We start from the raw sequence: 25281 nt of genomic DNA on the forward strand, positions 1-25281 counted from the left end.
TTTATGTGTTTTCTCTCAGTCCTTTAGCCCTACTAATTTGGTGGGGCTTTTCTTTTTTTTCAGGAAATAAACGCTACACACGCTTCAGTACTCACTGGTAGACGGAGTAAGTAGTTTGATTGAATAGAAGGGAATAAAAGTAGTGACGCGACAGGCCTCTGACAGCACTGACTTGCTCAACAGGCCTTACGTCGGTTGGCTTTGAATTTTCGTTCTTTTCAGCCCTACCTTTGTGATAGGGCTAGTCTATCTGATATTAGCTTTCGGATTTACGCTCTACTTCCAACCAGTCGTTTAAAACAGATTCTAGTTCAGGCAGTCCCTGGCGATTCAATGAAGAAAAGGTGTGTACCGTTACGTCCCCCATAAATGCGAGTGCCGCCTCTCGAGCCATAAGCAACTGTGACTTACGTTTACCCGCTTTTAATTTGTCAGACTTAGTAAGTAGAGCCAATACTGGCAACTCTCGCTCAACAGCCCAATGAATCAAGTCTTGGTCGAGGTCTTTAAATGGGTGACGAATATCCATCAATACCACTAGGCCTTTGAGAGATTTTCGTACCTGTAAATACTCCCCCAACGAACGCTGCCATTTTTGCTTCATTGCTAACGGAACTTGTGCGTAGCCATAACCGGGTAAATCAACTAATCGTTTCGAAGGTTCCAATTCAAAAACGTTTATAAGTTGTGTTCTACCTGGCGTTTTACTCGTACGAGCTAAGTTTTTCTGACGAGTTAACGTATTTAATGCACTGGACTTTCCAGCGTTAGACCTACCAGCAAACGCAACTTCGATACCTGCGTCTCCATCTAGGTGACGAATATCAGGCGCACTTGTGAGAAAGGTGGCTTTGGAATAATAACTCATGATTGTGCCTCATCGCGCTTAATGAAAATAATTCCCATTTTCAAATAGATACTCCTATCAGAGCCTACTTTTAAGGTTATTGACGACTTTTTTGATCTAAGTCGCCCGAATCTGAACATTTCAGAGGTAAAACCGTAAGAATTATAGTGGAATAGGTTTTTCTGGCGCAGTAAATGTGTAAAATACGCATGATAACACGTATATCACGCTAGACGTTGGTTACTTTGTAGAGATTAATTATGAAAAAACTTTGTTTGTTGGTTTGTTTGTCTTTAGGCATGTCTGTAAACGCTGTCGCTGAGGGTAACCCAGAAGCAGGTAAAGCTAAATCAGCTGTTTGCGCTGCGTGTCATGGTGCAGATGGTAACAGTATGATCGACATGAACCCTAAGTTAGCTGGTCAGCATGAAAAGTACCTCGCAAAACAACTGACTGAATTTCGCTTGGCTTCTCAAACCGGTGGTGAAGAAGGCAGAAACAACGCAGTAATGAATGGCATGGCTGCGGGATTATCTGACCAAGACATTCAGGATTTAGCCGCTTATTTCGCAAGTCAAGAAGCGACACCAGGCGCAACGCCAGAAAATATGATTGAAGCAGGTGAAGCCATGTATCGTGGCGGTGACCAAGACAGAGGCATTCCAGCCTGTTCAGCCTGTCACGGTCCACGTGGTAACGGCATGGCAGCAGCTGGTTTTCCAGATATCAGCGGTCAGCATGCAACATACACGATTGCCCAGTTGAAAGCTTTCAGAAGCGTAGAACGCGCTAACGATATGAACGGCATGATGCGTGACATTGCAATGAAATTGACCGATGAAGATATTGAAATCATCGCAAATTACGTATCAGGATTGCACTAAAATTGTAAGTCACTGAGACTATTGTTAAAATTTTGTTGCAAAAAGAGTTGTTTTTTTACACTGGTAGTGTATTCTACTGCTTAGTTTGAAGTCAGCGGCAACGCAGACGTAAAACATCTAATAATAATAACAATAGAACTAGGATATCTCGGATAAAGCGTCTAGGAAGACCTAAAACAACGATAGTGCTCTGTAAATAAGAATAAAAAGTAGAGCCCCGCAGGAAGCACCAAAGCACATCGAAGTGCAATAACGGGAGAGGTGTCATCTGACACTCAAACATAAGGTGATGATCGAAAGGTCATCACCTTTTTTCTTATGTATTGTTAATTTCTCTTTTATTAGTTTATGCACTCTCATACTTGCCCACTATGCACTAGCCAAGAAACCCAATACTACACTGAAGACAAAAAGCGTCAGTTTTTTCAATGTTCGCAATGCCAATTGGTGTTTGTAGACCCAGGTCAATTACCGAGTCAAATCCGGGAAAAACAGGAATACGACTTACATGAAAACGGGTTCGAAGATCATGGGTATACGCGCTTCTTGTCTCGTGTCAGCGAGCCACTCATCCAACAACTTAGCGTCAACGAAATTGGGCTGGATTTTGGATGTGGTCCTGCCCCCGTATTAGCACAGATGCTATCGAACAATGATTTGCCTACCGCGTGTTATGATCCCTTTTACTTTCCTGACAGGAAACACATTACGGGTCATGATCGCTATGATTTTATCGTTTGTACGGAGGCCATTGAACACTTCCATCAGCCGCATAAAGAACTTGAATTACTTTATAGACTCCTCAAGCCAGGCGGGTTATTAGCGATAATGACCAAAAGAGTGTTAAGCAAAGACAAATTTCAAAACTGGCACTACAAAAACGATATGACCCATGTCAGTTTTTTCTCTGTCGAAACCTTTAAATTTGTAGCTCTCTCTTTTGGGTATGACTTAACTATCGTGTCTGATGACGTTGTATTCTTGAAAAAACGCCCTACATTGTTGAAGTAAATGGTGTCAGAAGTGACATCATTAATTGTTCATTTCAGTTATACTTTACGTAATACTCATAAGTTGAAATTGTTTTATGTCTCGTAAAAAGTCACGCAAAGTTGGTTTGATTGGAGTAAGAAAAGATCCCAATCGGAAGCCAGACCGCACGAATAAAGAAGAAAGAATTAAAAAGCCAAAAGGTAAACCTGCTGGTAGTCGAAACAATGTTGATCAAACACAAAAATCAACAAGACCAAATCAAGGCCGCAAAGATCCAAGATTAGGTAGCAAGAAACCAGTTCAGCTGGTTAAACCAACCGAACCAGTTACGAAAACTAAGCAAAGAAAGTTTGCGACGCCCGCTCAAGAACTCGCCTTTATAGAAGCGGACGAAAAGTTAACGCGATTACTCGACTTACTTGATGAGGGGAAATCAGTCTCTTCAGAAGAACAAGCCTATGTTGCGGAAAAAATGGCGCGACATAAAATCCTATGCGATTTAATGGGAATAAGCGAAGACGAAGATGAGGAAGATATTGATCCTTTAGATTCGCTAGAGTCTATCAGCTGGGACGAGTTTAAAGATTAACGAGTAATTTAATCGTGTTAAATTATATTTTATTGGGGGCGGCATTTGTCATTATTGCTTCCCTTGGCTATTACGCCGGCACCTTGTTATACAAGTTAAAACAACAGAACACTGCTCGCGAAAAGGTTCGTCTCGGACGTGTCGATACTATTTCTGATAGCGTTATTGTTATAAGCAAAGCAATGCTTCAACAACAGTGTGAGTTATCAGAAGGCGTTATTCGGATTGTCCGACTGTTGGAGGCACTTCCTATTTCACCGCAACCTGATTTTCGCTCCCAGTACGCAAACATTTACGCCCTGTTTGTCGAAGTGAGTGGTTTTGCTATCTTAGAAGAACGCAAAAAACTGCCCAAAAAAGAAAGAATGGCGCAAGATTTGAAACGTGGCCAACTAGAAGCCGAATTCGAATCAAAAGTATTAGCAGAGCTACCCGCAGTTATCTCGTTCAGTGAATCACTGCGCGCTTAATAGATTGCACAACATCCCGTTGTAAACTTTTCGCATTGGGATGTTGTGATACCCCTTCCCCTTCTCATTCATCACTTGTAAGCACAAAATTACCCCTACTTAAAATTGCTCACAAAATGTATACTATGCAACCTTTGTAGAGTCAGTCTTAGATAAGCAACAAGTGTATGCAGAAATACGATATTAAAACCTTTCAGGGTTTGATTCTTGCCTTGCAGGATTACTGGGCAAGACAAGGCTGTGTCATCATTCAGCCATTAGATATGGAAGTGGGAGCAGGTACCTTCCACCCAATGACATTTTTACGCTCACTTGGTCCTGAGCCAATGAGTAGCGCCTATGTACAACCCTGCCGCCGTCCAACAGATGGGCGCTATGGCGAAAACCCAAACCGCTTACAGCATTACTATCAATTCCAAGTGATGCTAAAGCCGTCGCCAGACAATATCCAAGAGCTCTATTTAGGCTCTTTGAAAGAGCTTGGTTTTGATCCACTCGTTCACGATATCCGTTTCGTGGAAGACAATTGGGAATCGCCTACTCTTGGAGCCTGGGGCTTGGGATGGGAAGTCTGGTTGAATGGTATGGAAGTCACACAGTTCACTTATTTTCAGCAGGTAGGTGGTTTGGAGTGTAAACCCGTAACTGGCGAAATCACTTATGGTCTTGAACGCTTAGCAATGTACGTTCAAGGTGTTGATAGCATTTACGATCTAGTTTGGACAGATGGACCTTTAGGTAAAGTCACTTACGGCGATGTCTTCCTTCAGAATGAAATTGAGCAATCAGCCTACAACTTTGAACATGCTAAAGTAGACGATTTGTTCCGTACTTTTGATGAATGTGAAGCGATGAGCCAAGCACTTATCGAGAAGTCTTTGCCGTTGCCAGCATATGAACAAGTAATGAAAGCGTCTCATGCATTCAACCTGCTGGACGCTCGCCACGCGATATCAGTCACAGAACGTCAGCGTTACATCCTGCGAGTGAGAACACTGGCCAAAGCCTGTGCTGAAAGTTATTACCAAGCACGTGAAGCGTTAGGCTTCCCATTGTGCCAACAGGAGAAGTAAAGCGTGCGCACTGAAAATTTATTATTTGAATTAGGTACAGAAGAACTGCCTCCCAAATCATTGAAAAAGCTGGGAGCCAGTCTAGCTGAAAACCTTACTGCAGCATTGACCAATGCCGACCTTGCCTTTTCTGAGATACGTTGGTTCGCAGCGCCGAGAAGACTAGCCGTTTATGTCGAGTCTCTCGCAGAATGCCAAGCCGATAAAATCGTTGAAAAGCGAGGCCCCGCTGTATCTGCTGCTTTTGATAGTGAAGGCAACCCAACCCGTGCAGCTTCTGGATGGGCTGCGAGCAATGGGATTACAGTAGAAGACGCAGAACGACTCGTTACAGACAAAGGCGAATGGTTGTTATACAAAGCGGAAGTTAAGGGCAAGGCAATTTCAGAACTACTGAACGATATTGTCAATCAAGCCGTTGCTAAGCTTCCTATCCCTAAGCCAATGCGTTGGGGTAACAACGATACTCAGTTTATTCGCCCGGTTCATACACTGTGTTTGATGTATGGAGAAGAAGTCGTCCCAGCTACAGTATTGGGACTAGAAAGCGCAAATAAAATCCAAGGTCATCGCTTCCATGGAGAACCACGCTTTACCTTGAGCCATGCCGACAATTACGTTCAAGAAGCCAGAGCGCAATATGTCATGGCAGATTTCAATGAGCGAGCATCTTATATTCGCGGACAACTCGAATCCAAAGCGAATCAGCTTGGTTTGAAAGCTGATTTCGATCAGTCACTTCTTGAGGAAATCGCGTCTCTCGTAGAATGGCCAGTCGTGCTTGAAGCGAAGTTCGAAAAAGCCTTTTTGGCGGTGCCTAAAGAAGCGTTGATATACACGATGAAAGACGACCAAAAGTATGTCCCGCTAATCGACGACAACGGTAATTTGTCTAGTCAGTTTTTGTTTGTCTCTAACATCGAGAGTGCGGATCCGAGTCAGATTATCAGCGGTAACGAAAAGGTAATTCGCCCTCGCCTTGCCGATGCGGAATTCTTTTTCAACACTGACAAAAAGACGCGTTTGGATGAGCGATTAGATTCTCTCAGTTCTATTCTTTTCCAGAAGCAGCTCGGAACGCTTAAAGAGAAGTCTGACAGAATCGCGGCCTTAGCCGCAGACATTGCCCAAAAGATTGGTGCCAATGCTACCGATGCACAAAGAGCAGGTTTGCTGTCAAAAACAGATTTGATGTCCAACATGGTAATGGAGTTCCCAGACGTTCAAGGGGTAATGGGTAAATATTACGCCTTGAATGACGGTGAATCCGAAATCGTAGCTAATGCCCTGTACGAGCAGTATATGCCACGATTTGCAGGCGATCAGTTACCCATTGCAGACGAGAGTAGCGCAGTAGCTCTGGCAGATAAGCTCGACACATTAGTGGGCATCTTTGGTATTGGACAAGTACCTAAAGGTGATAAGGACCCATTTGCTTTACGTCGCGCAGCTATCGGTGTGTTAAGGATCATTGTCGAGAAAAACTTCTCGCTCGATCTTGAAGAGTTAGTGAAAAAAGCCATTGACGTATACGCCGGTAAACTCACTGCGGAAAATGTACAGCAACAGGTAGTGGATTTTGTATTGGGTCGATTCAATGCACTTCTTCAAGACCAAGGCGTCAGTGCCGACGTTATCCAATCTGTTGCGGTTCGCCGCCCTACTTCACCGGCCGACTTCGACGCCCGAGTCAGTGCAGTTAGTGAATTTAAAACATTGGAAGCGGCAGAAGCATTAGCAGCTGCGAACAAACGTGTTGCCAATATTCTTGCTAAAAATTCTTCGGATGTTCAAGGTAGCGTCGTTGATGAAAGTAAATTCAGCCTGCCTCAAGAATCGGCCTTGTATAAGGCTCTGAGAGCCTCTGAAAGCGAAGTTACTAAGAATGCCAACGAACGTCATTACAAAGAAGTATTATCGTCTCTAGCAACCCTTAGAAACGTTATTGATGACTTCTTTGATAATGTAATGGTTATGGATGAAGACGTAGAAGTTAGAAAGAATAGACTTGCCTTATTAAGTCTTTTGAGGCAACTTTTCTTATTAACGGCTGATATCTCTTTGTTAGCGAAATAGTTATCGCAATTACAACTAGGTTAGTAGAAAAGCCCATCTCGAATGGGCTTTTTATTGCAAGGTAAAAAATAGTGGCACTTAAAAAATTCGGATTGGCAGTTTGCTGTTTAATGTTAACTGCTTGTAGTTCACAAGGTTTCAGGTCGGTTTTACCTTTACCCGAAACTGCACCAGCGATAGAGTTTGAAAATCTGTATTTGAGAGGAATTTTCAATTGGTGGGAGGCCCGTGAGACCCATAAGTTTAAAGCAGGTAGTCAGGGGTGGTATGTTGAGCTAGAGCTTATAGCGGATGGCCAACCTTATGACTTCAAGTTGTCAGACTTTAATTGGACCCCTGCCCAAAGCTGTGGTGCAAAGTATCAAGGACAAAAAGCGCTTCAAGCCGAAGCGACTTATATTGTTTGCGGGGCTGACAGTAGTAACCTGCAATTTACACCCGACAAAACAGCGATTTATCGTTTTACCGTAAACAACGCGTCAGGGAACGAGTTGATGTTGGTAATATCCAAGCGTTAATAAAAAAGCCACCTAATCAGGTGGCTTTTTTTGTCTCTCGATATCGATTTCGCTATACGTCTAAGTTTTCAACGTTCAAGGCATTCGATTCAATAAACTCTCTTCTTGGCTCGACCTGATCACCCATCAGTGTCGTAAACAGTTGGTCACACGCAATTGCATCTTCTATCGTCACTTGAAGCATACGACGGCTAGTCGGGTCCATCGTTGTCTCCCAGAGTTGGTCAGGGTTCATTTCGCCCAATCCCTTATAACGTTGGACGTATTGACCGCGTTTTGCTTCCGTCATTAACCAGTCAAGCGCAGCTTTAAAAGAATCCACATGTTCCTTACGTTCACCACGTTGTATATAAGCCCCCGCTTCCATCATATTATTGATAGCGCCATTGAGCTCACTGATTTTCTTATATTCATTTGAATCAACGAAGTCGTGGTCTAATTTATACTCATAGTCGATACCATGCACTCGAGTAATCAACTTGATTAAGAAGTCGCTTGTTTCTTCGTTTTTGGCAACTTCAAAACGATAGGTAGCGCCATCGCTCTCTTGCTCAGTCAGTTCGTCTACAAGCTTCTGCGCAATACTGGCCAGTACGCTCTCATCTTTTAGAGAATCCAAAGTGAGAATGTCTGAGTAAATAAGCTTATTAAGCAACATTTCAGGCATCAAGCGATGCATACGCTTAATCATCGTCTCAGTAGATTGGTACTGAAGTACAAGGTTTTCTAGCGCTACACCACTAATGCCTGGTGCATCAACACTTGTGTGAAGTGACGCGTTAGTTACGGCAATGTTGGTTAGGTAGTTATTCAAAGCGTCATCATCTTTCAAATATTGCTCTTGCTTACCCTTTTTAATTTTGTAAAGCGGTGGTTGGGCAATATAAACGTAACCACGTTCAATGAGTTCTGGCATTTGACGGTAGAAGAACGTCAGTAGAAGGGTACGAATGTGTGAACCATCGACATCGGCATCGGTCATGATAATAATGCTGTGATAACGCAATTTCTCAGGGTCATATTCATCACGACCAATACCACAACCCAATGCAGTAATTAATGTCGCGACTTCTTGCGACGACAGCATTTTATCGAAGCGCGCTTTTTCAACGTTCAATATCTTACCTTTCAGTGGCAAGATAGCTTGGTTTTTCCGATTACGACCTTGTTTTGCAGAACCGCCGGCGGAGTCACCCTCCACTATATACAATTCACTGAATGCAGGATCTTTTTCTTGGCAATCCGCCAACTTACCGGGTAAGCCCGCTAGGTCCAACGCTCCTTTACGACGCGTCATTTCTCTCGCTTTTCGTGCTGCCTCTCTAGCTCGAGCAGCATCAATAATTTTACCCGCGATAATTTTACTCTCTGAAGGATTTTCAAGAAGGAAATCAGAGAACTTTTCATTCATAGCAGACTCAACCGCAGGGCGAACTTCTGAAGATACCAGCTTGTCTTTTGTTTGTGATGAGAACTTAGGATCAGGGACTTTAACTGAAATGACTGCCGTAATCCCTTCCCTAGCATCGTCACCACTCGCGTTAGTTTTAGCCTTTTTATTTAAGCCTTCTTTTTCCATATAGGAATTAAGAGTACGTGTTAACGCACCACGAAAACCAGCAAGGTGAGTACCACCATCTCGCTGTGGGATATTATTTGTAAAGCAGAAAATATTCTCTTGGAAACCATCATTCCACTGCATTGCAACTTCTACTGAGATGCCATCTTCACGTTCAGATGTAAAGTGGAAAACGGATTGATGAACAGGTGTCTTGTTCTGATTCAGATATTCGACAAACGCTTGAATACCGCCTTCATACATAAAGAGATCTTCTTTACCATCACGTTCATCTTTTAGCCTGATTGAAATTCCAGAGTTCAAAAATGACAATTCACGGAGGCGCTTAGCCAAAATATCATAATGAAATAGTGTATCTGAAAAGGTATCGCCACTTGGCCAAAATCGAACGCTAGTACCCGTTTTATCAGTCTCACCAATTACAGCTAATGGCTGCTGTGGTACGCCATGTTGGTATTCTTGTTCATGAGTTTTACCGTCACGACGGATACGCAGTTTAAGCTTGCTTGAAAGTGCATTAACCACTGACACACCAACACCGTGGAGACCGCCAGAAACTTTATATGAGTTATCATCGAATTTACCGCCAGCGTGAAGAACTGTCATGATAACTTCGGCTGCAGAAACGCCCTCTTCCGGGTGCATTTCTGTAGGAATACCTCGGCCATCATCTGAAACTGATACTGAGCCATCTGTATGGATTTGAACGGTGATTTCCGAGCAGTGACCAGCCAATGCTTCATCAATTGAGTTATCAACCACTTCGAAAACCATGTGGTGAAGACCCGTTCCATCGTCTGTATCACCAATGTACATTCCTGGGCGTTTTCGTACCGCATCAAGGCCTTTAAGTACCTTGATACTCGATGAGTCATAATTGTTCTGCTCTGACATAACTTGCTTTTACTCCTCGGTCACGTGGCCATGTTCCACGTGAAACATTTTTATATTTTTATATTTTTTTATAAAATCTAGCTGCTCAGATTCTATTGCGGTTACAAAAACCTGAGTTCTCATGGATAACAAACCATCTATAAAACGTTCACGTTTTTCGATATCTAGTTCAGCGCCGACATCATCCAATAAAAAAATACTCTGTCTGTCCTTTGTCTCGTACAAGAGTTTGGTTTGGGCCAATTGCAAGGCCGCAACGGCCATTCTCAATTGACCTCGAGACAGTACCTCTTGTGCGTTAACACCATCAACTTTAAATTTTAAATCTGCCTTGTGGGGGCCCACCGAAGTAAAACCAACCTTGTGATCATAGGCAGATTTTTTATTGATAGACTCCAAAAGCTCAGTGTCTTTTTCCCAACCCCTATAATACGAAATTTCTAGGGAAAACTCAGGTAGAAATTCGCTACAAATAGCATTAAAACACGATTTTAACGCATTTATATAGTCGTCCCTAAGGCTATTTACTTTTTCTCCGTATAGCGCCATCTGAGCGCTCCAATATGGGATATTTTCTGCAGACGGATTGTCAGCAATTCTTAATGCTGCATTGCGTTGTTTCAGCAATCGTGAGTACATCTGAAATATACTATTGAAAGAATGTTCCACGTGAAACACACCCCAATCTACGAATCGCCGACGCTCTGCTGGAGAACCCAAAATAAGGTCTGTGCTTTGGGGGGTAAATAATTGTATTGGTAACAAACTGACCAAGTCTGTTAACCTGCTAGAACGTTCACCATTAATACTGCATACAAACTCATCTTGACGGTTTCTGTTCAAACCCAACTTAAGCTGCTTTCCCTGTGAATCACTGCACAGTGCAAATACGCTAAAATTGTCAGCTTCGTGGTTTATCACTACCTTATGCTTGTTAGTCCTGAAAGAACGACCAAAACCTAAATAAAAAATCGCTTCCATTAACGACGATTTACCGCTGCCATTTTTGCCGGTAATGACTGTCAGTTCTGATGAAGGTGCTAGATCAACCGACTTTAGGTTTCTAAATTCAGCTATCTGGATCTTATCCAGTCTCATGAGACTAAAAACCTTTCGATAAACAGGCTGGAGGAAAACAAGAATGTGGATGGTGCGAAGTGACACTTACCCACTACATACTTATTGTCGTAGTGGGTAAGAAGATCAAGGCTACAAGCGCATTGGCATAACGACATATAGTGCTGCGTCGTCTTTCGCGTCCTGGATCAAGGCACTGGAGTTAGAGTCAGACAAACTTACTTGAACATCATTAATACCTAACGCGTTCAATACGTCTATCAAATACGCGACATTGAACCCAATCTCTAAGTCGTCACCTTGATAGTTAACATCTACGATTTCTTCGGCTTCTTCTTGTTCTGGGTTATTTGCAGTTATCTTCAATTCGCCTGATGACAAGTTAAGACGAACACCGCGGAATTTTTCATTAGACAATATAGCAGCTCGTGAAAACGCTTCTTTTAGTACCGCTTTACTCGCAACAATTTCTTTATCACTGTCTTTGGGGAGAACTCGGCGATAATCAGGGAAACGACCGTCGACTAGCTTACTTGTAAAAATAAAGTCAGTAGAAAACATTCGTAAGTGGTTAGCACCAATTTGAATTTTTAACTGCTTGTCATCTTCGTTACCAATAAGACGTGAAATCTCCAGCACACCTTTGCGAGGAATAATCACTTGGCGTGTAGGTAGTGTTGCAGCAGTATATGGCATCCGACACAAAGCTAACCGGTGACCGTCAGTGGCAACGGTCCGAACCAAGTTCTCTTCGGTCTCAAGTGACATGCCATTGAGATAGTAACGGACGTCCTGTTGCGCCATGGAAAAAGATGTACTATCAATCAAGCGCTTTAATTCAGAACTAGACAATTCGAACTCAACTTCGCCTTCCCAGTCTTCAAGATTGGGATAATCTGACGCACTCAATGTCGATAACGTATATCGACCCCTACCAGCGCGAATAACGGCTTTGTTATTATCTAATGAAAACTGAATATCAGTACCGTCAGAAATCCCACGACAGATATCAAACAGTTTCTTTGCTGGGACGGTAATTTCGCCCTCTTCAAACTCACCTTCTAATTTTGTACTTGAGATAAGTTCTACCTCAAGATCCGTACCGGTTAACCAAAGTGCGTCTTCACTCACTTTGATCAGTACGTTGGAAAGGATGGGTAAGGTGTGCCTGCGCTCTACAGCTCCAGAAACTAACTGCAAAGGCTGTAAAAATTTCTCACGACTGATAGAAAATTTCATCGTTCCTCGTTCTCTTTTTCCGATGGAATCGTCAACGAATGATACTATGACGATAAAGTCCTGATGAGGTTCTTATAGTCCTCTTTTATATCATGACTTTCTTCTCTTAGCTGCTCTATTTTTCGACAAGCGTGCAAAACGGTTGTGTGGTCTCTGCCACCGAACGCATTGCCAAGTTCTGGAAGGCTGTGATTCGTCAGTTCTTTGGCTAGTGCCATCGCAACTTGTCGAGGTCTTGCAACACTTCGACTACGACGTTTAGACAGGATATCTGATACTTTTATTTTGTAATAATCGGCAACTGTTTTTTGAATGTTGTCGACTGTTACCAGTTTCTCTTGTAGCGCTAACAAATCTCTTAGCGCTTCACGCACGAAATCAATCGTTATTGGCCTACCCGTAAAATTCGCATTCGCAATAACGCGGTTCAACGCCCCTTCTAATTCGCGGACATTTGAACGCAATCGTTTGGCAATAAAAAACGCTACTTCATTTGGCAGGTGGATTTTATTCTCTGCCGCTTTGCGCATAAGAATGGCTACTCGCGTTTCTAATTCAGGTGGTTCTATTGCTATAGTTAAGCCCCAACCGAAGCGAGATTTTAAACGATCTTCAACGCCGTCAATTTCTTTGGGGTAACGATCCGATGTAAGGATAATTTGCTGGTTGCCTTCAAGCAGTGCGTTAAAAGTATGGAAAAACTCTTCTTGCGACCGCTCTTTATTAGCAAAAAATTGAATATCATCAATTAGCAAAGCGTCGACAGAACGATAGAAACGCTTGAAATCTTCAATCGCGTTATTCTGTAGTGCTTTTACCATGTCCTGAACGAAACGTTCTGAATGCATATAAACAATCTTCGCGTTCTCTTTGTTGGCAATGATGCCGTTACCAACCGCATGTAATAAGTGGGTTTTACCTAGACCTGTCCCGCCGTAAATAAACAGTGGATTGTATGAACCACCAGGATTATTTGCGACCTGCGTTGCTGCAGCGCGCGCAAGTTGGTTCGATTTACCCTCAACAAAGTTATCAAACTGGTACGTAGGGTTGATATTACTTTTGTGTTTAGCCCCTTCAGGAATAGGCGTAATGGCGTTCGCGACCGTTACTGGTTTAGGTGTGACTTGCGGCGGTACCTGACCCATTTGTAACCCAGGAGGTCTAACAGATTCATTTAACGGAGAATTTTGCTCAGAGGAAGCCGGCGCCTGAGATTTTGTCGCCAATGTTTGTTTGGACGCTACTTCTAGTCGTAACTGCGGCGCATTAGCCCCTGCAAACTCAACGAATAGTTGCGTAATTTTATCTCGATATTTGTCTCTCACCCAATCCAAAATAAAACGATTGGGCGCATACAATGTAACTGAAGATTCGTCTTGTTCTGAGGAAAGCGGCCTTATCCACATACTAAACTGCTGTGTAGGCAGTTCTTGCCTTAATCTTTCTAGGCAAAGATTCCATATAGACATAAGAAAAAGTCGCTCCGATACTCGCTAAGTTTACCTTTAATAATGAAAAACGAGCACACAATACTAGGATATTGTGATGATGAATAAGAGCCGTCTTTGTCGGTAGAATGTAGCGATGTTTATATTTATTTTACTGAGCTGTGGATTATCCGATCTTATCCAATAAAACGCAATCCCGATCTAGACTGATCGCTAAGATCTTTTGACGCAGCCCACGTTTTTATTGGTTATAAAAGGTAATAAAGAAAACTTATGATCAACTTAAGACCACAACCCATACACGATCAATCGCTTGAGATCACGCTTTTTTTGCGTAAATTTTCGCTAATTTTTTATGTTCCTGTGGATATTTTATCTTGACATTACGATTTATTCACAGGGTACGATAGACGTTATCGTCATTTAGACCAATAAATTGTACTTTTATCGCCCATTTTCGTTGACATCAAGGCTATTGATCTCTAGAATTCAGCGTCCTTTTAGATGGGCGTCGATTTTGAGTGAACGTATTACTGTGATACTTGACCAGTTGCTAACTCATCTAAAGCCTGTGTTTAACCTCTTATAAGTGAGACTTTGGTCATGAAAAGAACATTTCAACCGAGCAACTTAAAGCGTAAGCGTTCACACGGTTTCCGTGCTCGTATGGCGACTAAAAATGGTCGTAAAGTACTAGCTGCACGCCGTGCAAAAGGTCGCGCTCGCCTTTCTGCTTAATGGAAGTATCCCCCAAAGTGGGTGAAAAAGCATTTTCTAGGGAGTTGCGACTGCTAACTCCCTCCCACTTTACTTTTGTCTTTAACGACGCCATTCCTGCTGTATCTCCCGCATTTACGCTTCTTGCAAGAAAAAACTCTGAAGATAAACCACGTCTTGGAATCACCCTTGCTAAAAAACGAATTCGCAAAGCACATGATAGAAATCGCCTAAAGCGTCTAATTCGGGAAAGTTTTCGACACAAACAATCAGCGCTGCCAAATATCGACATCGTTGTTGTCGGTAAATCTGGTGCTGATAAACTGTCCAATCAAGAAATATTCACTATTTTGGATAAGCAATGGAAAAAGTTAGCAAAGCGCTGCGAAAAGTAATTATATTAGTACCTTTGGTGCTAATAAAAATTTACCAGTTAACGCTATCCCCCATGCTAGGGCCAAAATGTCGATTTCATCCATCTTGTTCTTATTACGCGATGGACGCATTAAAAACACATGGTTTGCTAATTGGCGGTTGGTTATCGATTAAACGCATATTAAAATGCCACCCACTAAATCCGGGTGGGTATGATCCAGTACCGGAAAAACACGAAAATAAACATCTAAAGTAAAGAGACCTCTATGGAATCGCAACGCAGTTTTCTGATTATAGGCCTGGCCATCGTGAGTTACTTACTCTGGCAACAATGGCATTTGGACTATGGTGTACAGCCTGTCGCTGAACCAATTGAGCAGCAAACCTTTGACCCAACAGCCGAGGGTGTGCCCTCAGCTGCAGACGTACCAGTCACATCTTCATCCACAAGCGGTGAAGTGCCAGTCGCAACTGACTCAGTACCATTGGCAACAAACACCGCCCCACAACATTCACGCACCGTGGAAGTCAAAACCGATACACTTGATGTTGTCATTGATTTGGTTGGTGGCGATGTCATAAAAGCAAATTTAAGCCAATTTCCGCTGGAACAAGGCTCAGAAGAAACCTTTAGCTTATTACGTCCTAACGATGGTCTCTACATCGCACAAAGCGGTTTAGTCGGCAAAAATGGGCCTGACGCCAGTGCCGCTGGTCGCCCTCGTTATTCGGCAACAGCGTCGTCGTTTGAACTTGAAGGCGATACACTTCGCGTACCACTGAGTTGGCAAAATGCTGATGGCCTCAAGGTCACAAAAACGTTCGCTTTTACCCGCGGCCGTCACGACATAGAAGTCACCTACGCCATTGAGAACCAGACTTCGTCAGCGGCACAATTTGCTCAGTATGCCCAACTAAAACAAACCATGAATCAACCGGAAGGTAGCATGTTTATGCCGACCTACCGAGGTGCAGCGTATTCAACCGAAGATGAGCGTTACGAAAAGTATCCTTTTGATGAGATCGAAGACGAAGATCTAAAAGAGACAACGGTAGGCGGTTGGGTAGGCATGCTAGAACACTATTTCGTTTCTGCATGGATTCCACCTCAACAAGAAACCAATCAATTGTATTCCAAAGCGACCAACCAAAATGCGTATATTGGATACACGGGTCCAAGCTTTGCTGTGAATGCTGGTGATACCGCTACTGTCGGTAGCGTTTTATATTTAGGACCAAAAGATCAGGAAGCTCTGAAGCAGTTAGCGCGAGGCTTGGATTTAACGGTTGATTACGGTTTCCTTTGGTTCATATCACAATTCTTATTCTCTTTACTGACACTGATCCAAGGCTTTGTTACCAACTGGGGTGTAGCGATTATTCTTATCACGATTATCGTGAAAGGACTCATGTATCCATTGACTAAGAAGCAGTACGAATCAATGGCTAAGCTTCGAAACCTTGCGCCAAAAATGCAGCAGCTAAAAGAACGTTTTGGCGACGATAGACAAAAAATGTCTCAAGCGATGATGGAGCTCTACAAGAAAGAAAAAGTAAACCCTATGGGCGGTTGTCTACCGTTACTACTGCAAATGCCAATTTTCTTAGCATTGTATTGGGTACTTCTCGAAAGTGTTGAACTGCGTCATGCTGACTTTGCGCTGTGGATCACGGATTTATCAGTGAAAGACCCATACTATGTGTTGCCTATACTCACAGGAGCGAGTATGTGGTTACTGCAAAAGTTACAACCAAATACCATCACAGATCCAATGCAGCAAAAAATCATGCAATGGATGCCGGTAATGATGAGTGCATTCTTCTTCATCTTCCCTGCCGGTCTGGTACTTTACTGGTTAGTCAGTAACGTAATTACGCTGATACAAGCTAAAATGATATATGCCTCGATGGAAAAGCGCGGCATAAAAACATCATAAACTCATGTTTCACCAATCAGCCCGCTATATGCGGGCTGATTCATCATTACGAGGACACGACTGTGCCATCATTTGATATTGTTTCCGAACTCGATATGGAAGAAGTTCGCAATGCCACTCAAAACGCAGAACGAGAATTAAGCACACGTTTTGATTTTAGAGGCGTTGAAGCCAGCTTTGAATTCAAAGATAAAGCTGTACTTATGTCTGCTGAAGCTGAATTTCAGTTGCAGCAAATGGAATCCATGTTCCGCAATGCTTGTGCGAAACGAAACCTTGATACCTCAGCGTTGGATGTTCAAAAGCCAACCCATCACGGAAAAATATTCCGTCAATCTATTGGTTTTAAAGAAGGTATTGAACAAGCCGTTGCGAAGAAAATCGTGAAAATGGTCAAAGACGCAAAAATCAAAGTACAAACCTCAATTCAAGGCGACCAGCTTAGAGTAACGGGTAAAAAGCGCGACGACCTACAAGAAGTAATCTCACTAGTGAAAACGGCTGAACTTGGACAACCGTTTCAATTTAACAACTTCAGAGACTAAATATATTCATTTATGCAAGAAACAGCATCTCTGGCCACTGATACCATCGTCGCCCAAGCCACTGCCCCGGGTCGTGGCGGTGTGGGTATAGTTAGAATCAGTGGACCACTCGCTACAAACGTGGCTAAACACGTCCTAAAAACTGAACTAAAGCCCAGAATCGCTACTTACACTGGTTTTTATGATGCAGAAAACACCCTTGTAGACCAAGGCCTGGCGATTCAATTTGTTGCTCCTCACTCCTTTACCGGGGAGGATGTGCTCGAATTGCAGGGTCATGGTGGTCAGGTCGTCATGGATATGCTGATTGATGCTGTGCTTGCAATTGATGGAGTTCGCTTGGCAAACCCAGGGGAGTTTAGCGAGCAAGCCTTTCTCAACGACAAACTCGATTTAGCACAAGCAGAAGCCATTGCCGACTTGATTGATGCGAGTTCAAAACAAGCGGCGAAGAGTGCATTGCGCTCGTTACAAGGGGAATTCTCCCACAAAATTCAGGCATTATCTGACGAAATTATCCACTTGCGAATGTATGTTGAAGCGGCAATTGATTTCCCAGATGAAGAAATTGATTTCTTGTCTGATGGTAAAGTCGCAAAAGACCTAGCACAAATCATCAGCACTTTGTGCCAAGTACAAAAACAGGCACAACAAGGCTCTCTGCTAAGAGAAGGTATGCAAGTGGTTATTGCGGGCAAACCTAACGCAGGAAAATCAAGTTTGCTCAATGCGCTTGCCGGTAAAGATAGCGCTATCGTTACCGATATCGCGGGGACAACTCGTGATGTGCTAAAAGAACATATCAACATTGATGGTATGCCATTGCACATCATTGATACCGCGGGTTTACGTGAATCCCCAGATAAAGTAGAGCAAATTGGTATTGAACGCGCTTGGCAAGCAATCAATGAAGCCGATCGTGTTTTATTCGTTGTAGACAGTACAGAAACGTCAACTATTGACCCATATGACATTTGGCCGGACTTTATGGAAAAGTTGCCAAAAGGCATGCCTGTTACTGTGATTAAAAACAAAGTTGACCAAACAGGTGAAGCCGCCATTCTTAACACAGTGACATCGCTTCACGGCGACTTTACCGTAATCAGTTTGTCAGCCGACACGTTAGATGGTATCGATATACTCAAGCAACATTTAGCAGACGTAATGGGCTTAGAGGCAACCACAGAGGGTCAATTCATAGCGAGACGTCGTCATTTAGATGCGTTAAAACAAGCGGAAAATCACTTGGATATTGGCAACCAGCAACTTCACGATAGCCTAGCAGGCGAATTACTTGCTGAAGAGCTACGTCTTGCCCACCACGCATTGTCTGAAATCACTGGTGAATTTACTTCCGACGACCTGTTAGGCCGTATTTTTTCTTCATTTTGCATTGGTAAATAAACATGGCTAACCACTATTCTATTTTCGTTGGTTCAGTATTAGGCGCTTCGGAATACGTTGCTGATGCGTTGGCAGATACCATAAAGAACAATGGCGATAGCGTTGATATTCAACTGACGCCAAACCTTGAACAAGCCAATATGGAAAGTACTTGGATTATCTGTACTTCAACACATGGTGCCGGTGATTTGCCAGACAACATAGAGCCGTTTCACAAACAATTACAGCAGGCAGATCTATCTGGAATCAACGCATTTGTCGTTGGGCTTGGTGACAGTAGTTACGATACCTTTTGCTTTGGCGCTATGACAATTGAAAACACGATTAAGCAGCAAGGGGCTAGGTTACTTGCAACACCTCTACATATAGACGTACTACAGCACCCTATCCCAGAAGATGTAGCCGTTGAATGGTTAACCGACCAGATCAGCTAAACATGTACTCAAAAGCTGAATACGAGGCGCTCACTAAACCCCTATCAAATGACGCAAGAGTCTTGTACTGCTTGGGCCTTAGGCCATTTGCAGATCCTGCGACCGCTAGCACGCCTCCCATCAACTACAAATCAATGATTGCATTGCTCAACGGTGGCAAAGACACCTATAGCCGAGGTAGAGAAATAAACGAGCTTTTGAGAGAGCTAGAGCAGCAGGATTTAATTTCACTCTCGTCAGAGACAGACTTCGACCAGTCTCTCAATGGTGTAGCAGTGTTTCTACCACTAATGTTAGACACTCATAACCAATTTGAAACGTTACACCAGTCACACAATGCAATGACAATGCGCTGGCAACCAGATGAATCTTTATTTATAGAGTTATCGCAGCTTCTTGGCATTATCGACGGCGAGTATTCAAAAGAAGAGCTGGGCGAGTTTATTGCCTATTGGCTCGGTCGTCCAATTACTCAATATACCCAGTTTCAATGGACTCAAAAATTTGCCCAACACATAAAGCGCCAACGTACCGCAATCGGCATGACACCCCAAAAACAAGTCGGGACTCAGGTCGTTAGCCCTACCGCTTCTATTGAAGTCGATGAAAATGCGCGTAAACTCGTTGAAAAATACGCTAGTAAACAACGAAAAAAATAGACTGATTACAGGTTCAATTATGGATTCAATCAAAAAACGTATTGAGGATCTTGCCAGAGCGATGGGCAAGAAAGTACAGGCTGATGATGAATACATAGATTATCAGACTATGAAGAAGCAATATGAACAGCAAGCCAATAGCGATGTAAGGCAACTCCAACAGGCAACCAAAAAGGAGCGTATCACGTCCATTCATGGCCGCTCAGATCTAAATCCCAAATGGACCTTTGATAACCTTATCGTCGACAGTGAAGATGTAATGGAAGCGGTCAGCATTGCAGACTCGTTTATACACGCTCACAACGACGTAGCTTGGCGTCAGAGTGGATCTCACATGATGTTGTTTTACGGTGATTACGGAAGAGGGAAATCGCACATAGCCGGAGCGATCGCGCACCAGTTGATAGAGCAGTTCGAGGTAACTGTGCTCTACAGGCAACTCTCTAGCCTGCTGGAAATGCGATTCCATTCTTATGACTACAATGCACAAGATAATATTAGCCAGCGGTTTAGAGAAGCCTATGAAGAGCTTTTGGATGTCGATCTGCTCATCCTAGACGAAGTGTGTGTGAATGAAACTGTACTGAAGAAAAACACACAGAGTTGGTTAGGCAATTTGCTGCGTCAACGCTTAGTAGATAAGAAAAACTGTATCATGATCACTAATCACAACTTGGCTGAATTAGAACACGCACTGGGCCGCTATTGTTTCGAGTCCATCAAAGAATATGACACCTACCGCGTCAAGTTTTCAGGTCCAAGTCGCCGTGAAGGATTGCAAACTACCGAAGCTGAAGCGACAGATATAAAACCGCGATACCAGCCAAACCAAGTAAGATAATTTTTCCCACCTTTTAAACCTTTTTTTACTACACTGCGACATAGCATTCATAACCCCAAGGAGAATGTTATGTCACTTAACAAATTTACTGCTGTTGCAGCACTCACTTTACTTGCCACAAGTTTTGCAAACGCCGAGAGCATAGAACGCCAATTTGAAGCCGATCCCGGCGACAGACTCTATCTAAAGACGGATTCAGGAAGTATCGACATTGATACTCACAACCGTGACGAAATCAAAGTTGACGTTGAAATCAATGGCCGAGATGCAGACGAATTTGAAGTAACCTTTGATGAAAGTAGCCGAGGTTTGGAGATCCGAGGTGAAAGAGACAATGCAAGTGGCTGGAACAATCTAAAGGTAAAGTTCTATATCACGGTGCCAAAAGAATACGATATTGAAGTAATGACGGCGGGTGGTAGCATCAGAATCGACGATCTAATAGGCACTATCGATGCTAATACGTCAGGCGGATCAATTTCTATTGGCGATGTAGAAGGCGACGTCAATTTACATACGTCAGGTGGTTCAATAAAAACCGAATCTATTGCTGGCGAAATCGATGCTCATACATCAGGCGGTAGTATTAGTGTAATTTTCGCTCAACAACCCCAACAAGACGCTAGTTTAACTACATCAGGCGGTTCGATTACCGCTAAATTACCATCCGATATTAGTGTTGATCTTGATGCATCAACCAGTGGAGGACGAGTCAGAAGCGAATTTGATGTGGATGGACGTGTAAAAAAACAATCTATTCGCGGCGAGATCAATGGCGGTGGTCCCAAATTAAAACTGCATACTTCAGGTGGTAGTGTACGCGTTGAAAAAAATTAATCCACAAGCGATCAAATTTGAAGCCCGCGTAATACGGGCTTTTCCGCGTAGACCTAAAAAATTAATCACCAATTTATCCCCAGCCGGATCACAAATTGATCAAGCATGTGGATATGATCTGCAGATCACTTGTGTATAACCTTTGATCAGGATCGGGATACATTTCGTCTTAATTCGTCATGTGGATAAATACCCAATATATTCACAGGATAGATCCCCTGTTACCGATCCCTTATTCCACTACTTATTATCGCTATAACCTTATGTTTTATATATTAAAAATACTGTTATACACAAAAGATCGTTAGCTTAATAAATATAAAAATAAAAGATCTTTAAAGATCCTTAATTTAATTAAGCGCGATCGAGTTCTACATCTAGAGTATAATTGCGGAAAATTTAACCATTCCCATTAGCCAATAACTCAGATAAAATACGCGCCCTTTTTTCTTTGGGCCTGTTGTATTTTCCTTTGTAGTGATGAGGTAGCCATGTTTTATCAACAAGAATTTGACGTCATTGTCGTAGGCGGTGGTCACGCTGGAACCGAGGCAGCTCTTGCCTCTGCTCGCATGGGTGTTTCAACTCTATTGTTGACGCACAATATGGAGACCATTGGACAAATGTCTTGTAACCCAGCTATCGGTGGTATTGGCAAAGGACATTTAGTAAAGGAAATTGATGCACTTGGTGGTGCGATGGCGCTTGCGATCGACAAAGGTGGGATCCAATTTAGGACCCTAAACTCGAGTAAAGGTCCTGCAGTTAGAGCGACAAGAGCGCAAGCAGACAGAACTTTGTATCGCAATGCAATCAGGCAAATCGTTGAAACTCAAGAAAATCTAACCGTCTTCCAGCAAAGCTGTGATGATCTTATTGTTGAAAATGATCGCGTAACTGGTGTTGTTACACAGATGGGGTTGAAATTTAAGGCAAAGTCTGTCGTGCTTACCGTAGGGACTTTCTTAGGCGGTACGATTCATATTGGCTTAGAAAACTACAAAGGCGGCCGTGCTGGAGATCCCCCTTCTATTGCACTTGCTGAAAGATTACGTGCATTGCCATTTAGGGTTGACCGATTAAAAACGGGCACACCCGCGCGATTAGATGCTAGAACTTTAGATTTTTCTGTGATGCAACCGCAACCGGGAGATGATCCTGTACCTGTGTTTTCTTTCATGGGATCGCGAGACATGCATCCGCAGCAGATCCCTTGCTACATCACTCACACCAATGAACGTACACATGACATCATCCGAGGTGGTTTAGATCGTTCACCGATGTATACCGGTGTAATTGAAGGGGTTGGTCCACGCTATTGCCCTTCCATCGAAGATAAGATTATGCGCTTCGCTGACAAATCTTCTCACCAGATCTTTGTCGAGCCAGAGGGGCTGCATAGTATGGAGGTGTATCCTAACGGCATCTCTACTAGTTTGCCTTTCGATGTTCAAATGGCATTGGTACGCTCTATTAGAGGTTTTGAAAACGCCCATATCGTTAGACCGGGTTATGCGATTGAGTACGATTTCTTTGACCCTCGAGACTTGAAACAAACATTGGAAACCAAGTTCATTGACGGTTTGTTCTTTGCCGGTCAGATCAATGGCACAACAGGTTATGAAGAGGCTGGAGCACAAGGCTTGATCGCGGGGGCCAACGCTGCGCTGCAAGTTCAAGATAAAGATCCACTCATTTTGCGTCGCGATCAGGCTTACATGGGTGTATTGATTGACGATCTAGCAACAATGGGGACAAAAGAACCTTACCGCATGTTTACGAGTAGAGCTGAGTATCGTTTGTTACTGCGCGAAGACAATGCCGATAGCCGTTTGACCGCAATTGGTCGAGAAGTTGGCTTGGTTGATGATGCGCGTTGGGCGGCATTCAATGACAAAATGAGTGCGGTAGAATCTGAGTTGCAGCGCTTGCGAGGCCAATGGATTCACCCTGATCATGTGGCTGTTGATGAACTCAATCCCAAACTGAAAAATCCAGTCAGTAGAGAGCACTCACTTGAAGAGCTCATTAGACGACCTGAAATGACCTATGACTCTCTAATGTCAATTCCTGCGTTGGGTCCTGGCCTAGAGGATCCGATTGCTGCAGAACAGGTTGAAATTCAGATCAAGTATGCTGGATACATTGCTCGCCAAATGGATGAAATTGCCAAAGCACAGCGCCATGAAAATACCTTGCTGCCAGTTGACTTCGATTACAGTAAAATATCGGGGCTTTCAAATGAAGTGGTAGCAAAACTCACCGATGCACGCCCTGAAACCATAGGAAAAGCGTCGCGTATTTCAGGTATCACACCGGCGGCAATCTCTCTGCTCTTGGTTTATTTGAAAAAGCATGGCTTGTTGAGAAAACACGAACTGAAAACGGCATGACCACAGAACAACAAAAATTAACTGATATTCTTTGTGCTGGTGTTGCAGACATGGCGATTGAGCTGTCTGAACGCCAGATCACGCAACTTGTGTCCTATGTTCTCCTAATGAACAAATGGAACAAAGCTTACAATCTCACCTCTGTTCGCGATCCTGAGCAAATGATGGTGAAACACATATTGGACTCTTTAGCTGTTTCCCCATTCATTGATGGTCAAAAACTTATCGATGTAGGGACTGGGCCTGGCTTACCCGGTATTCCTCTGGCCATTATGCATCCCGACAAAGATTTTACGTTGCTAGATAGTCTGGGAAAGCGTGTGCGATTCATGAAACAAGTTGTTTATGAGTTAGCACTTACTAACGTCAATCCGATCCAATCACGCGTAGAAGCCCATATGCCGCAGGATCCGTACGATATCGTACTCAGCAGAGCTTTTGCTTCGTTAAAAGATATGTTGCACTGGTGTCAGCATCTGGTAGATTTTGATGGAGTGTTCTTTGCACTCAAAGGTCAACGTCCAGATGAAGAAGTCTCTGACTTAGATGACGCGTTCAACATCACGTCAATAACGACTCTGCACGTACCGCACCTCGAAGGTGAAAGACACTTGGTCAAAATACAAAAGTGTGAAGGGAAAGCGTAGTGGCAAAGGTTATCGCGATAGCGAATCAAAAAGGCGGTGTAGGCAAAACTACAACGGCGGTCAATGTTGCTGCGTCTATGGCGGCAACTAAGCGCAAAGTGTTGCTTATTGACCTCGATCCTCAAGGTAATGCCACCATGGGAAGCGGTGTCGATAAATACGATGTGGCGGCCACGAGTTACGAGCTGTTAATCGAAGATAAGCCAGTTGATGATGTGATTGTTAAAGATACATCGGGCAAATACGACATTATTGCCGCGAATGGTGATGTGACGGCCGCAGAAATTAAACTGATGGAAATGTTTGCCCGTGAGGTGAGATTGCGTACGGCACTTGAACCTGTCATGAATATCTATGATTACATATTCATAGATTGTCCCCCGTCACTAAATCAACTTACTGTCAATGCACTTGCTGCTGCCGACTCCGTGTTGGTGCCGATGCAGTGTGAATATTACGCATTGGAGGGCTTAACAGCCCTAATGGATACCATCCAAAAACTCGCATCCGTGGTTAACCCCAATCTTAAGATAGAAGGTGTGTTAAGAACCATGTATGATCCGCGTAATCGACTTGCAAATGATGTGTCTGAACAGCTTAAACGTCATTTTGGTGAGCAAGTCTACAGAACAGTAATACCACGCAACGTTCGTCTAGCCGAGGCACCTAGCTTCGGTGCTCCTGCAATGTACTACGATAAATCTTCTACTGGCGCCAAGGCTTATTTAGCGCTTGCTGGCGAGATTTTACGTCGCAAAGATCGAACGCCCTCGCCTGCAATGGCGAGTTAATTGACCTGATT

The 25281-nt window shown here is 43.3% G+C and carries 25 protein-coding genes; 20 read left to right on the forward strand and 5 right to left on the reverse strand.

Annotated features, from left to right (window positions below; genetic code table 11):
* Window positions 1–256: 256 nt before the first annotated feature.
* The gene (yihA, locus tag AC27G9_RS12610; RefSeq protein WP_487074730.1) at window positions 257–868 is read right to left on the reverse strand and encodes a ribosome biogenesis GTP-binding protein YihA/YsxC; all 612 of its coding nucleotides are present in this window, start codon (window positions 866–868) and stop codon (window positions 257–259) included.
* Window positions 869–1107: 239 nt separating this feature from the next.
* Between yihA and AC27G9_RS12615 the strand changes: the two genes are divergently transcribed.
* The 7 genes from AC27G9_RS12615 to AC27G9_RS12645 all read left to right on the forward strand — a co-directional run bounded on the left by AC27G9_RS12615 (window position 1108) and on the right by AC27G9_RS12645 (window position 7450).
* On the forward strand, window positions 1108–1731 hold the full coding sequence (locus AC27G9_RS12615) for a c-type cytochrome (protein ID WP_487074732.1): 624 nt from the start codon (window positions 1108–1110) through the stop codon (window positions 1729–1731).
* 348 nt (window positions 1732–2079) lie between these two features.
* Complete coding sequence (locus tag AC27G9_RS12620) at window positions 2080–2742, forward strand: class I SAM-dependent methyltransferase (RefSeq protein ID WP_487074734.1); 663 nt, start codon at window positions 2080–2082, stop codon at window positions 2740–2742.
* A gap of 76 nt (window positions 2743–2818) precedes the next feature.
* The gene (yihI, locus tag AC27G9_RS12625; RefSeq protein ID WP_487074736.1) at window positions 2819–3313 is read left to right on the forward strand and encodes a Der GTPase-activating protein YihI; all 495 of its coding nucleotides are present in this window, start codon (window positions 2819–2821) and stop codon (window positions 3311–3313) included.
* Window positions 3314–3327: 14 nt separating this feature from the next.
* Window positions 3328–3783 carry a DUF2489 domain-containing protein gene (locus AC27G9_RS12630; protein WP_487074738.1) on the forward strand — a complete coding sequence of 152 codons (456 nt, stop codon included), beginning with the start codon at window positions 3328–3330 and terminating at the stop codon, window positions 3781–3783.
* A gap of 167 nt (window positions 3784–3950) precedes the next feature.
* Window positions 3951–4856 (forward strand): glycine--tRNA ligase subunit alpha, encoded by a 906-nt coding sequence (gene glyQ, locus AC27G9_RS12635; RefSeq protein ID WP_487074740.1) that lies wholly within the window; start codon window positions 3951–3953, stop codon window positions 4854–4856.
* A gap of 3 nt (window positions 4857–4859) precedes the next feature.
* Window positions 4860–6932 carry a glycine--tRNA ligase subunit beta gene (gene glyS / locus AC27G9_RS12640; RefSeq protein ID WP_487074742.1) on the forward strand — a complete coding sequence of 691 codons (2073 nt, stop codon included), beginning with the start codon at window positions 4860–4862 and terminating at the stop codon, window positions 6930–6932.
* Window positions 6933–7003: 71 nt separating this feature from the next.
* Window positions 7004–7450: a hypothetical protein gene (locus AC27G9_RS12645; protein WP_487074744.1), complete on the forward strand. Its 447-nt coding sequence runs from the start codon at window positions 7004–7006 to the stop codon at window positions 7448–7450.
* A 52-nt stretch (window positions 7451–7502) separates the two neighbouring features.
* Here the strand turns inward: AC27G9_RS12645 and gyrB are convergent, their stop codons facing one another.
* From gyrB to dnaA, 4 genes are all read right to left on the reverse strand, one after another.
* Window positions 7503–9923 carry a DNA topoisomerase (ATP-hydrolyzing) subunit B gene (gyrB, locus tag AC27G9_RS12650; protein WP_487074746.1) on the reverse strand — a complete coding sequence of 807 codons (2421 nt, stop codon included), beginning with the start codon at window positions 9921–9923 and terminating at the stop codon, window positions 7503–7505.
* A 9-nt stretch (window positions 9924–9932) separates the two neighbouring features.
* Complete coding sequence (gene recF / locus AC27G9_RS12655; RefSeq protein ID WP_487074748.1) at window positions 9933–11021, reverse strand: DNA replication/repair protein RecF; 1089 nt, start codon at window positions 11019–11021, stop codon at window positions 9933–9935.
* A gap of 111 nt (window positions 11022–11132) precedes the next feature.
* On the reverse strand, window positions 11133–12239 hold the full coding sequence (dnaN, locus tag AC27G9_RS12660; protein WP_487074750.1) for a DNA polymerase III subunit beta: 1107 nt from the start codon (window positions 12237–12239) through the stop codon (window positions 11133–11135).
* Between the two features lie 44 nt (window positions 12240–12283).
* A complete protein-coding gene (gene dnaA / locus AC27G9_RS12665; RefSeq protein WP_487074752.1) occupies window positions 12284–13711 on the reverse strand; it encodes a chromosomal replication initiator protein DnaA in 1428 nt (475 codons plus the stop codon).
* Window positions 13712–14293: 582 nt separating this feature from the next.
* Here dnaA and rpmH point away from each other — a divergent pair.
* From rpmH to AC27G9_RS12730, 13 genes are all read left to right on the forward strand, one after another.
* The gene (rpmH, locus tag AC27G9_RS12670) at window positions 14294–14428 is read left to right on the forward strand and encodes a 50S ribosomal protein L34 (RefSeq protein ID WP_014290886.1); all 135 of its coding nucleotides are present in this window, start codon (window positions 14294–14296) and stop codon (window positions 14426–14428) included.
* 17 nt (window positions 14429–14445) lie between these two features.
* Entirely contained in the window at window positions 14446–14802 is a 357-nt protein-coding gene (rnpA, locus tag AC27G9_RS12675; RefSeq protein WP_487074757.1) for a ribonuclease P protein component, read from the forward strand.
* Window positions 14769–15038 carry a membrane protein insertion efficiency factor YidD gene (gene yidD / locus AC27G9_RS12680; protein WP_487074759.1) on the forward strand — a complete coding sequence of 90 codons (270 nt, stop codon included), beginning with the start codon at window positions 14769–14771 and terminating at the stop codon, window positions 15036–15038. The genes rnpA and yidD overlap by 34 nt, the downstream gene beginning before the upstream one ends.
* A 10-nt stretch (window positions 15039–15048) precedes the next feature.
* Complete coding sequence (gene yidC, locus AC27G9_RS12685) at window positions 15049–16719, forward strand: membrane protein insertase YidC (protein WP_487074761.1); 1671 nt, start codon at window positions 15049–15051, stop codon at window positions 16717–16719.
* Window positions 16720–16781: 62 nt separating this feature from the next.
* Window positions 16782–17264 carry a YajQ family cyclic di-GMP-binding protein gene (locus AC27G9_RS12690; protein WP_487074763.1) on the forward strand — a complete coding sequence of 161 codons (483 nt, stop codon included), beginning with the start codon at window positions 16782–16784 and terminating at the stop codon, window positions 17262–17264.
* 12 nt (window positions 17265–17276) lie between these two features.
* Window positions 17277–18668, forward strand: coding sequence for a tRNA uridine-5-carboxymethylaminomethyl(34) synthesis GTPase MnmE (gene mnmE / locus AC27G9_RS12695; protein ID WP_487074765.1), 1392 nt, complete (start codon window positions 17277–17279; stop codon window positions 18666–18668).
* Between the two features lie 2 nt (window positions 18669–18670).
* The gene (gene mioC / locus AC27G9_RS12700) at window positions 18671–19102 is read left to right on the forward strand and encodes an FMN-binding protein MioC (protein WP_487074767.1); all 432 of its coding nucleotides are present in this window, start codon (window positions 18671–18673) and stop codon (window positions 19100–19102) included.
* Window positions 19078–19761, forward strand: coding sequence for a DnaT-like ssDNA-binding domain-containing protein (locus AC27G9_RS12705; protein WP_487074769.1), 684 nt, complete (start codon window positions 19078–19080; stop codon window positions 19759–19761). The genes mioC and AC27G9_RS12705 overlap by 25 nt, the downstream gene beginning before the upstream one ends.
* 19 nt (window positions 19762–19780) lie before the next feature.
* On the forward strand, window positions 19781–20602 hold the full coding sequence (locus AC27G9_RS12710; protein WP_487074771.1) for a DnaA ATPase domain-containing protein: 822 nt from the start codon (window positions 19781–19783) through the stop codon (window positions 20600–20602).
* Window positions 20603–20671: 69 nt separating this feature from the next.
* Entirely contained in the window at window positions 20672–21439 is a 768-nt protein-coding gene (locus AC27G9_RS12715) for a DUF4097 family beta strand repeat-containing protein (RefSeq protein ID WP_487074773.1), read from the forward strand.
* 491 nt (window positions 21440–21930) lie between these two features.
* Window positions 21931–23832: a tRNA uridine-5-carboxymethylaminomethyl(34) synthesis enzyme MnmG gene (mnmG, locus tag AC27G9_RS12720; protein ID WP_487074775.1), complete on the forward strand. Its 1902-nt coding sequence runs from the start codon at window positions 21931–21933 to the stop codon at window positions 23830–23832.
* Window positions 23829–24479 (forward strand): 16S rRNA (guanine(527)-N(7))-methyltransferase RsmG, encoded by a 651-nt coding sequence (gene rsmG / locus AC27G9_RS12725; protein WP_487074777.1) that lies wholly within the window; start codon window positions 23829–23831, stop codon window positions 24477–24479. The genes mnmG and rsmG overlap by 4 nt, the downstream gene beginning before the upstream one ends.
* Complete coding sequence (locus AC27G9_RS12730) at window positions 24479–25270, forward strand: ParA family protein (RefSeq protein ID WP_487074779.1); 792 nt, start codon at window positions 24479–24481, stop codon at window positions 25268–25270. Before rsmG ends, AC27G9_RS12730 begins: the two co-directional genes overlap by 1 nt.
* Window positions 25271–25281: the final 11 nt, after the last annotated feature.

Source organism: Alteromonas sp. 5NS40-0096, from assembly GCF_057544385.1.

Coding starts and splice junctions, on each gene's coding strand:
- AC27G9_RS12710 (WP_487074771.1), top strand. CDS start 19,781: ATGGATTCAATCAAAAAACGTATTGAGGATCTTGCCAGAGCGATGGGC.
- AC27G9_RS12715 (WP_487074773.1), top strand. CDS start 20,672: ATGTCACTTAACAAATTTACTGCTGTTGCAGCACTCACTTTACTTGCC.
- mnmG (WP_487074775.1), top strand. CDS start 21,931: ATGTTTTATCAACAAGAATTTGACGTCATTGTCGTAGGCGGTGGTCAC.
- yihI (WP_487074736.1), top strand. CDS start 2,819: ATGTCTCGTAAAAAGTCACGCAAAGTTGGTTTGATTGGAGTAAGAAAA.
- AC27G9_RS12620 (WP_487074734.1), top strand. CDS start 2,080: ATGCACTCTCATACTTGCCCACTATGCACTAGCCAAGAAACCCAATAC.
- yihA (WP_487074730.1), bottom strand. CDS start 868: ATGAGTTATTATTCCAAAGCCACCTTTCTCACAAGTGCGCCTGATATT.
- AC27G9_RS12705 (WP_487074769.1), top strand. CDS start 19,078: ATGGTTAACCGACCAGATCAGCTAAACATGTACTCAAAAGCTGAATAC.
- recF (WP_487074748.1), bottom strand. CDS start 11,021: ATGAGACTGGATAAGATCCAGATAGCTGAATTTAGAAACCTAAAGTCG.
- dnaN (WP_487074750.1), bottom strand. CDS start 12,239: ATGAAATTTTCTATCAGTCGTGAGAAATTTTTACAGCCTTTGCAGTTA.
- rsmG (WP_487074777.1), top strand. CDS start 23,829: ATGACCACAGAACAACAAAAATTAACTGATATTCTTTGTGCTGGTGTT.
- yidC (WP_487074761.1), top strand. CDS start 15,049: ATGGAATCGCAACGCAGTTTTCTGATTATAGGCCTGGCCATCGTGAGT.
- yidD (WP_487074759.1), top strand. CDS start 14,769: ATGGAAAAAGTTAGCAAAGCGCTGCGAAAAGTAATTATATTAGTACCT.
- AC27G9_RS12615 (WP_487074732.1), top strand. CDS start 1,108: ATGAAAAAACTTTGTTTGTTGGTTTGTTTGTCTTTAGGCATGTCTGTA.
- glyQ (WP_487074740.1), top strand. CDS start 3,951: ATGCAGAAATACGATATTAAAACCTTTCAGGGTTTGATTCTTGCCTTG.
- mioC (WP_487074767.1), top strand. CDS start 18,671: ATGGCTAACCACTATTCTATTTTCGTTGGTTCAGTATTAGGCGCTTCG.
- dnaA (WP_487074752.1), bottom strand. CDS start 13,711: ATGTCTATATGGAATCTTTGCCTAGAAAGATTAAGGCAAGAACTGCCT.
- gyrB (WP_487074746.1), bottom strand. CDS start 9,923: ATGTCAGAGCAGAACAATTATGACTCATCGAGTATCAAGGTACTTAAA.
- mnmE (WP_487074765.1), top strand. CDS start 17,277: ATGCAAGAAACAGCATCTCTGGCCACTGATACCATCGTCGCCCAAGCC.
- rpmH (WP_014290886.1), top strand. CDS start 14,294: ATGAAAAGAACATTTCAACCGAGCAACTTAAAGCGTAAGCGTTCACAC.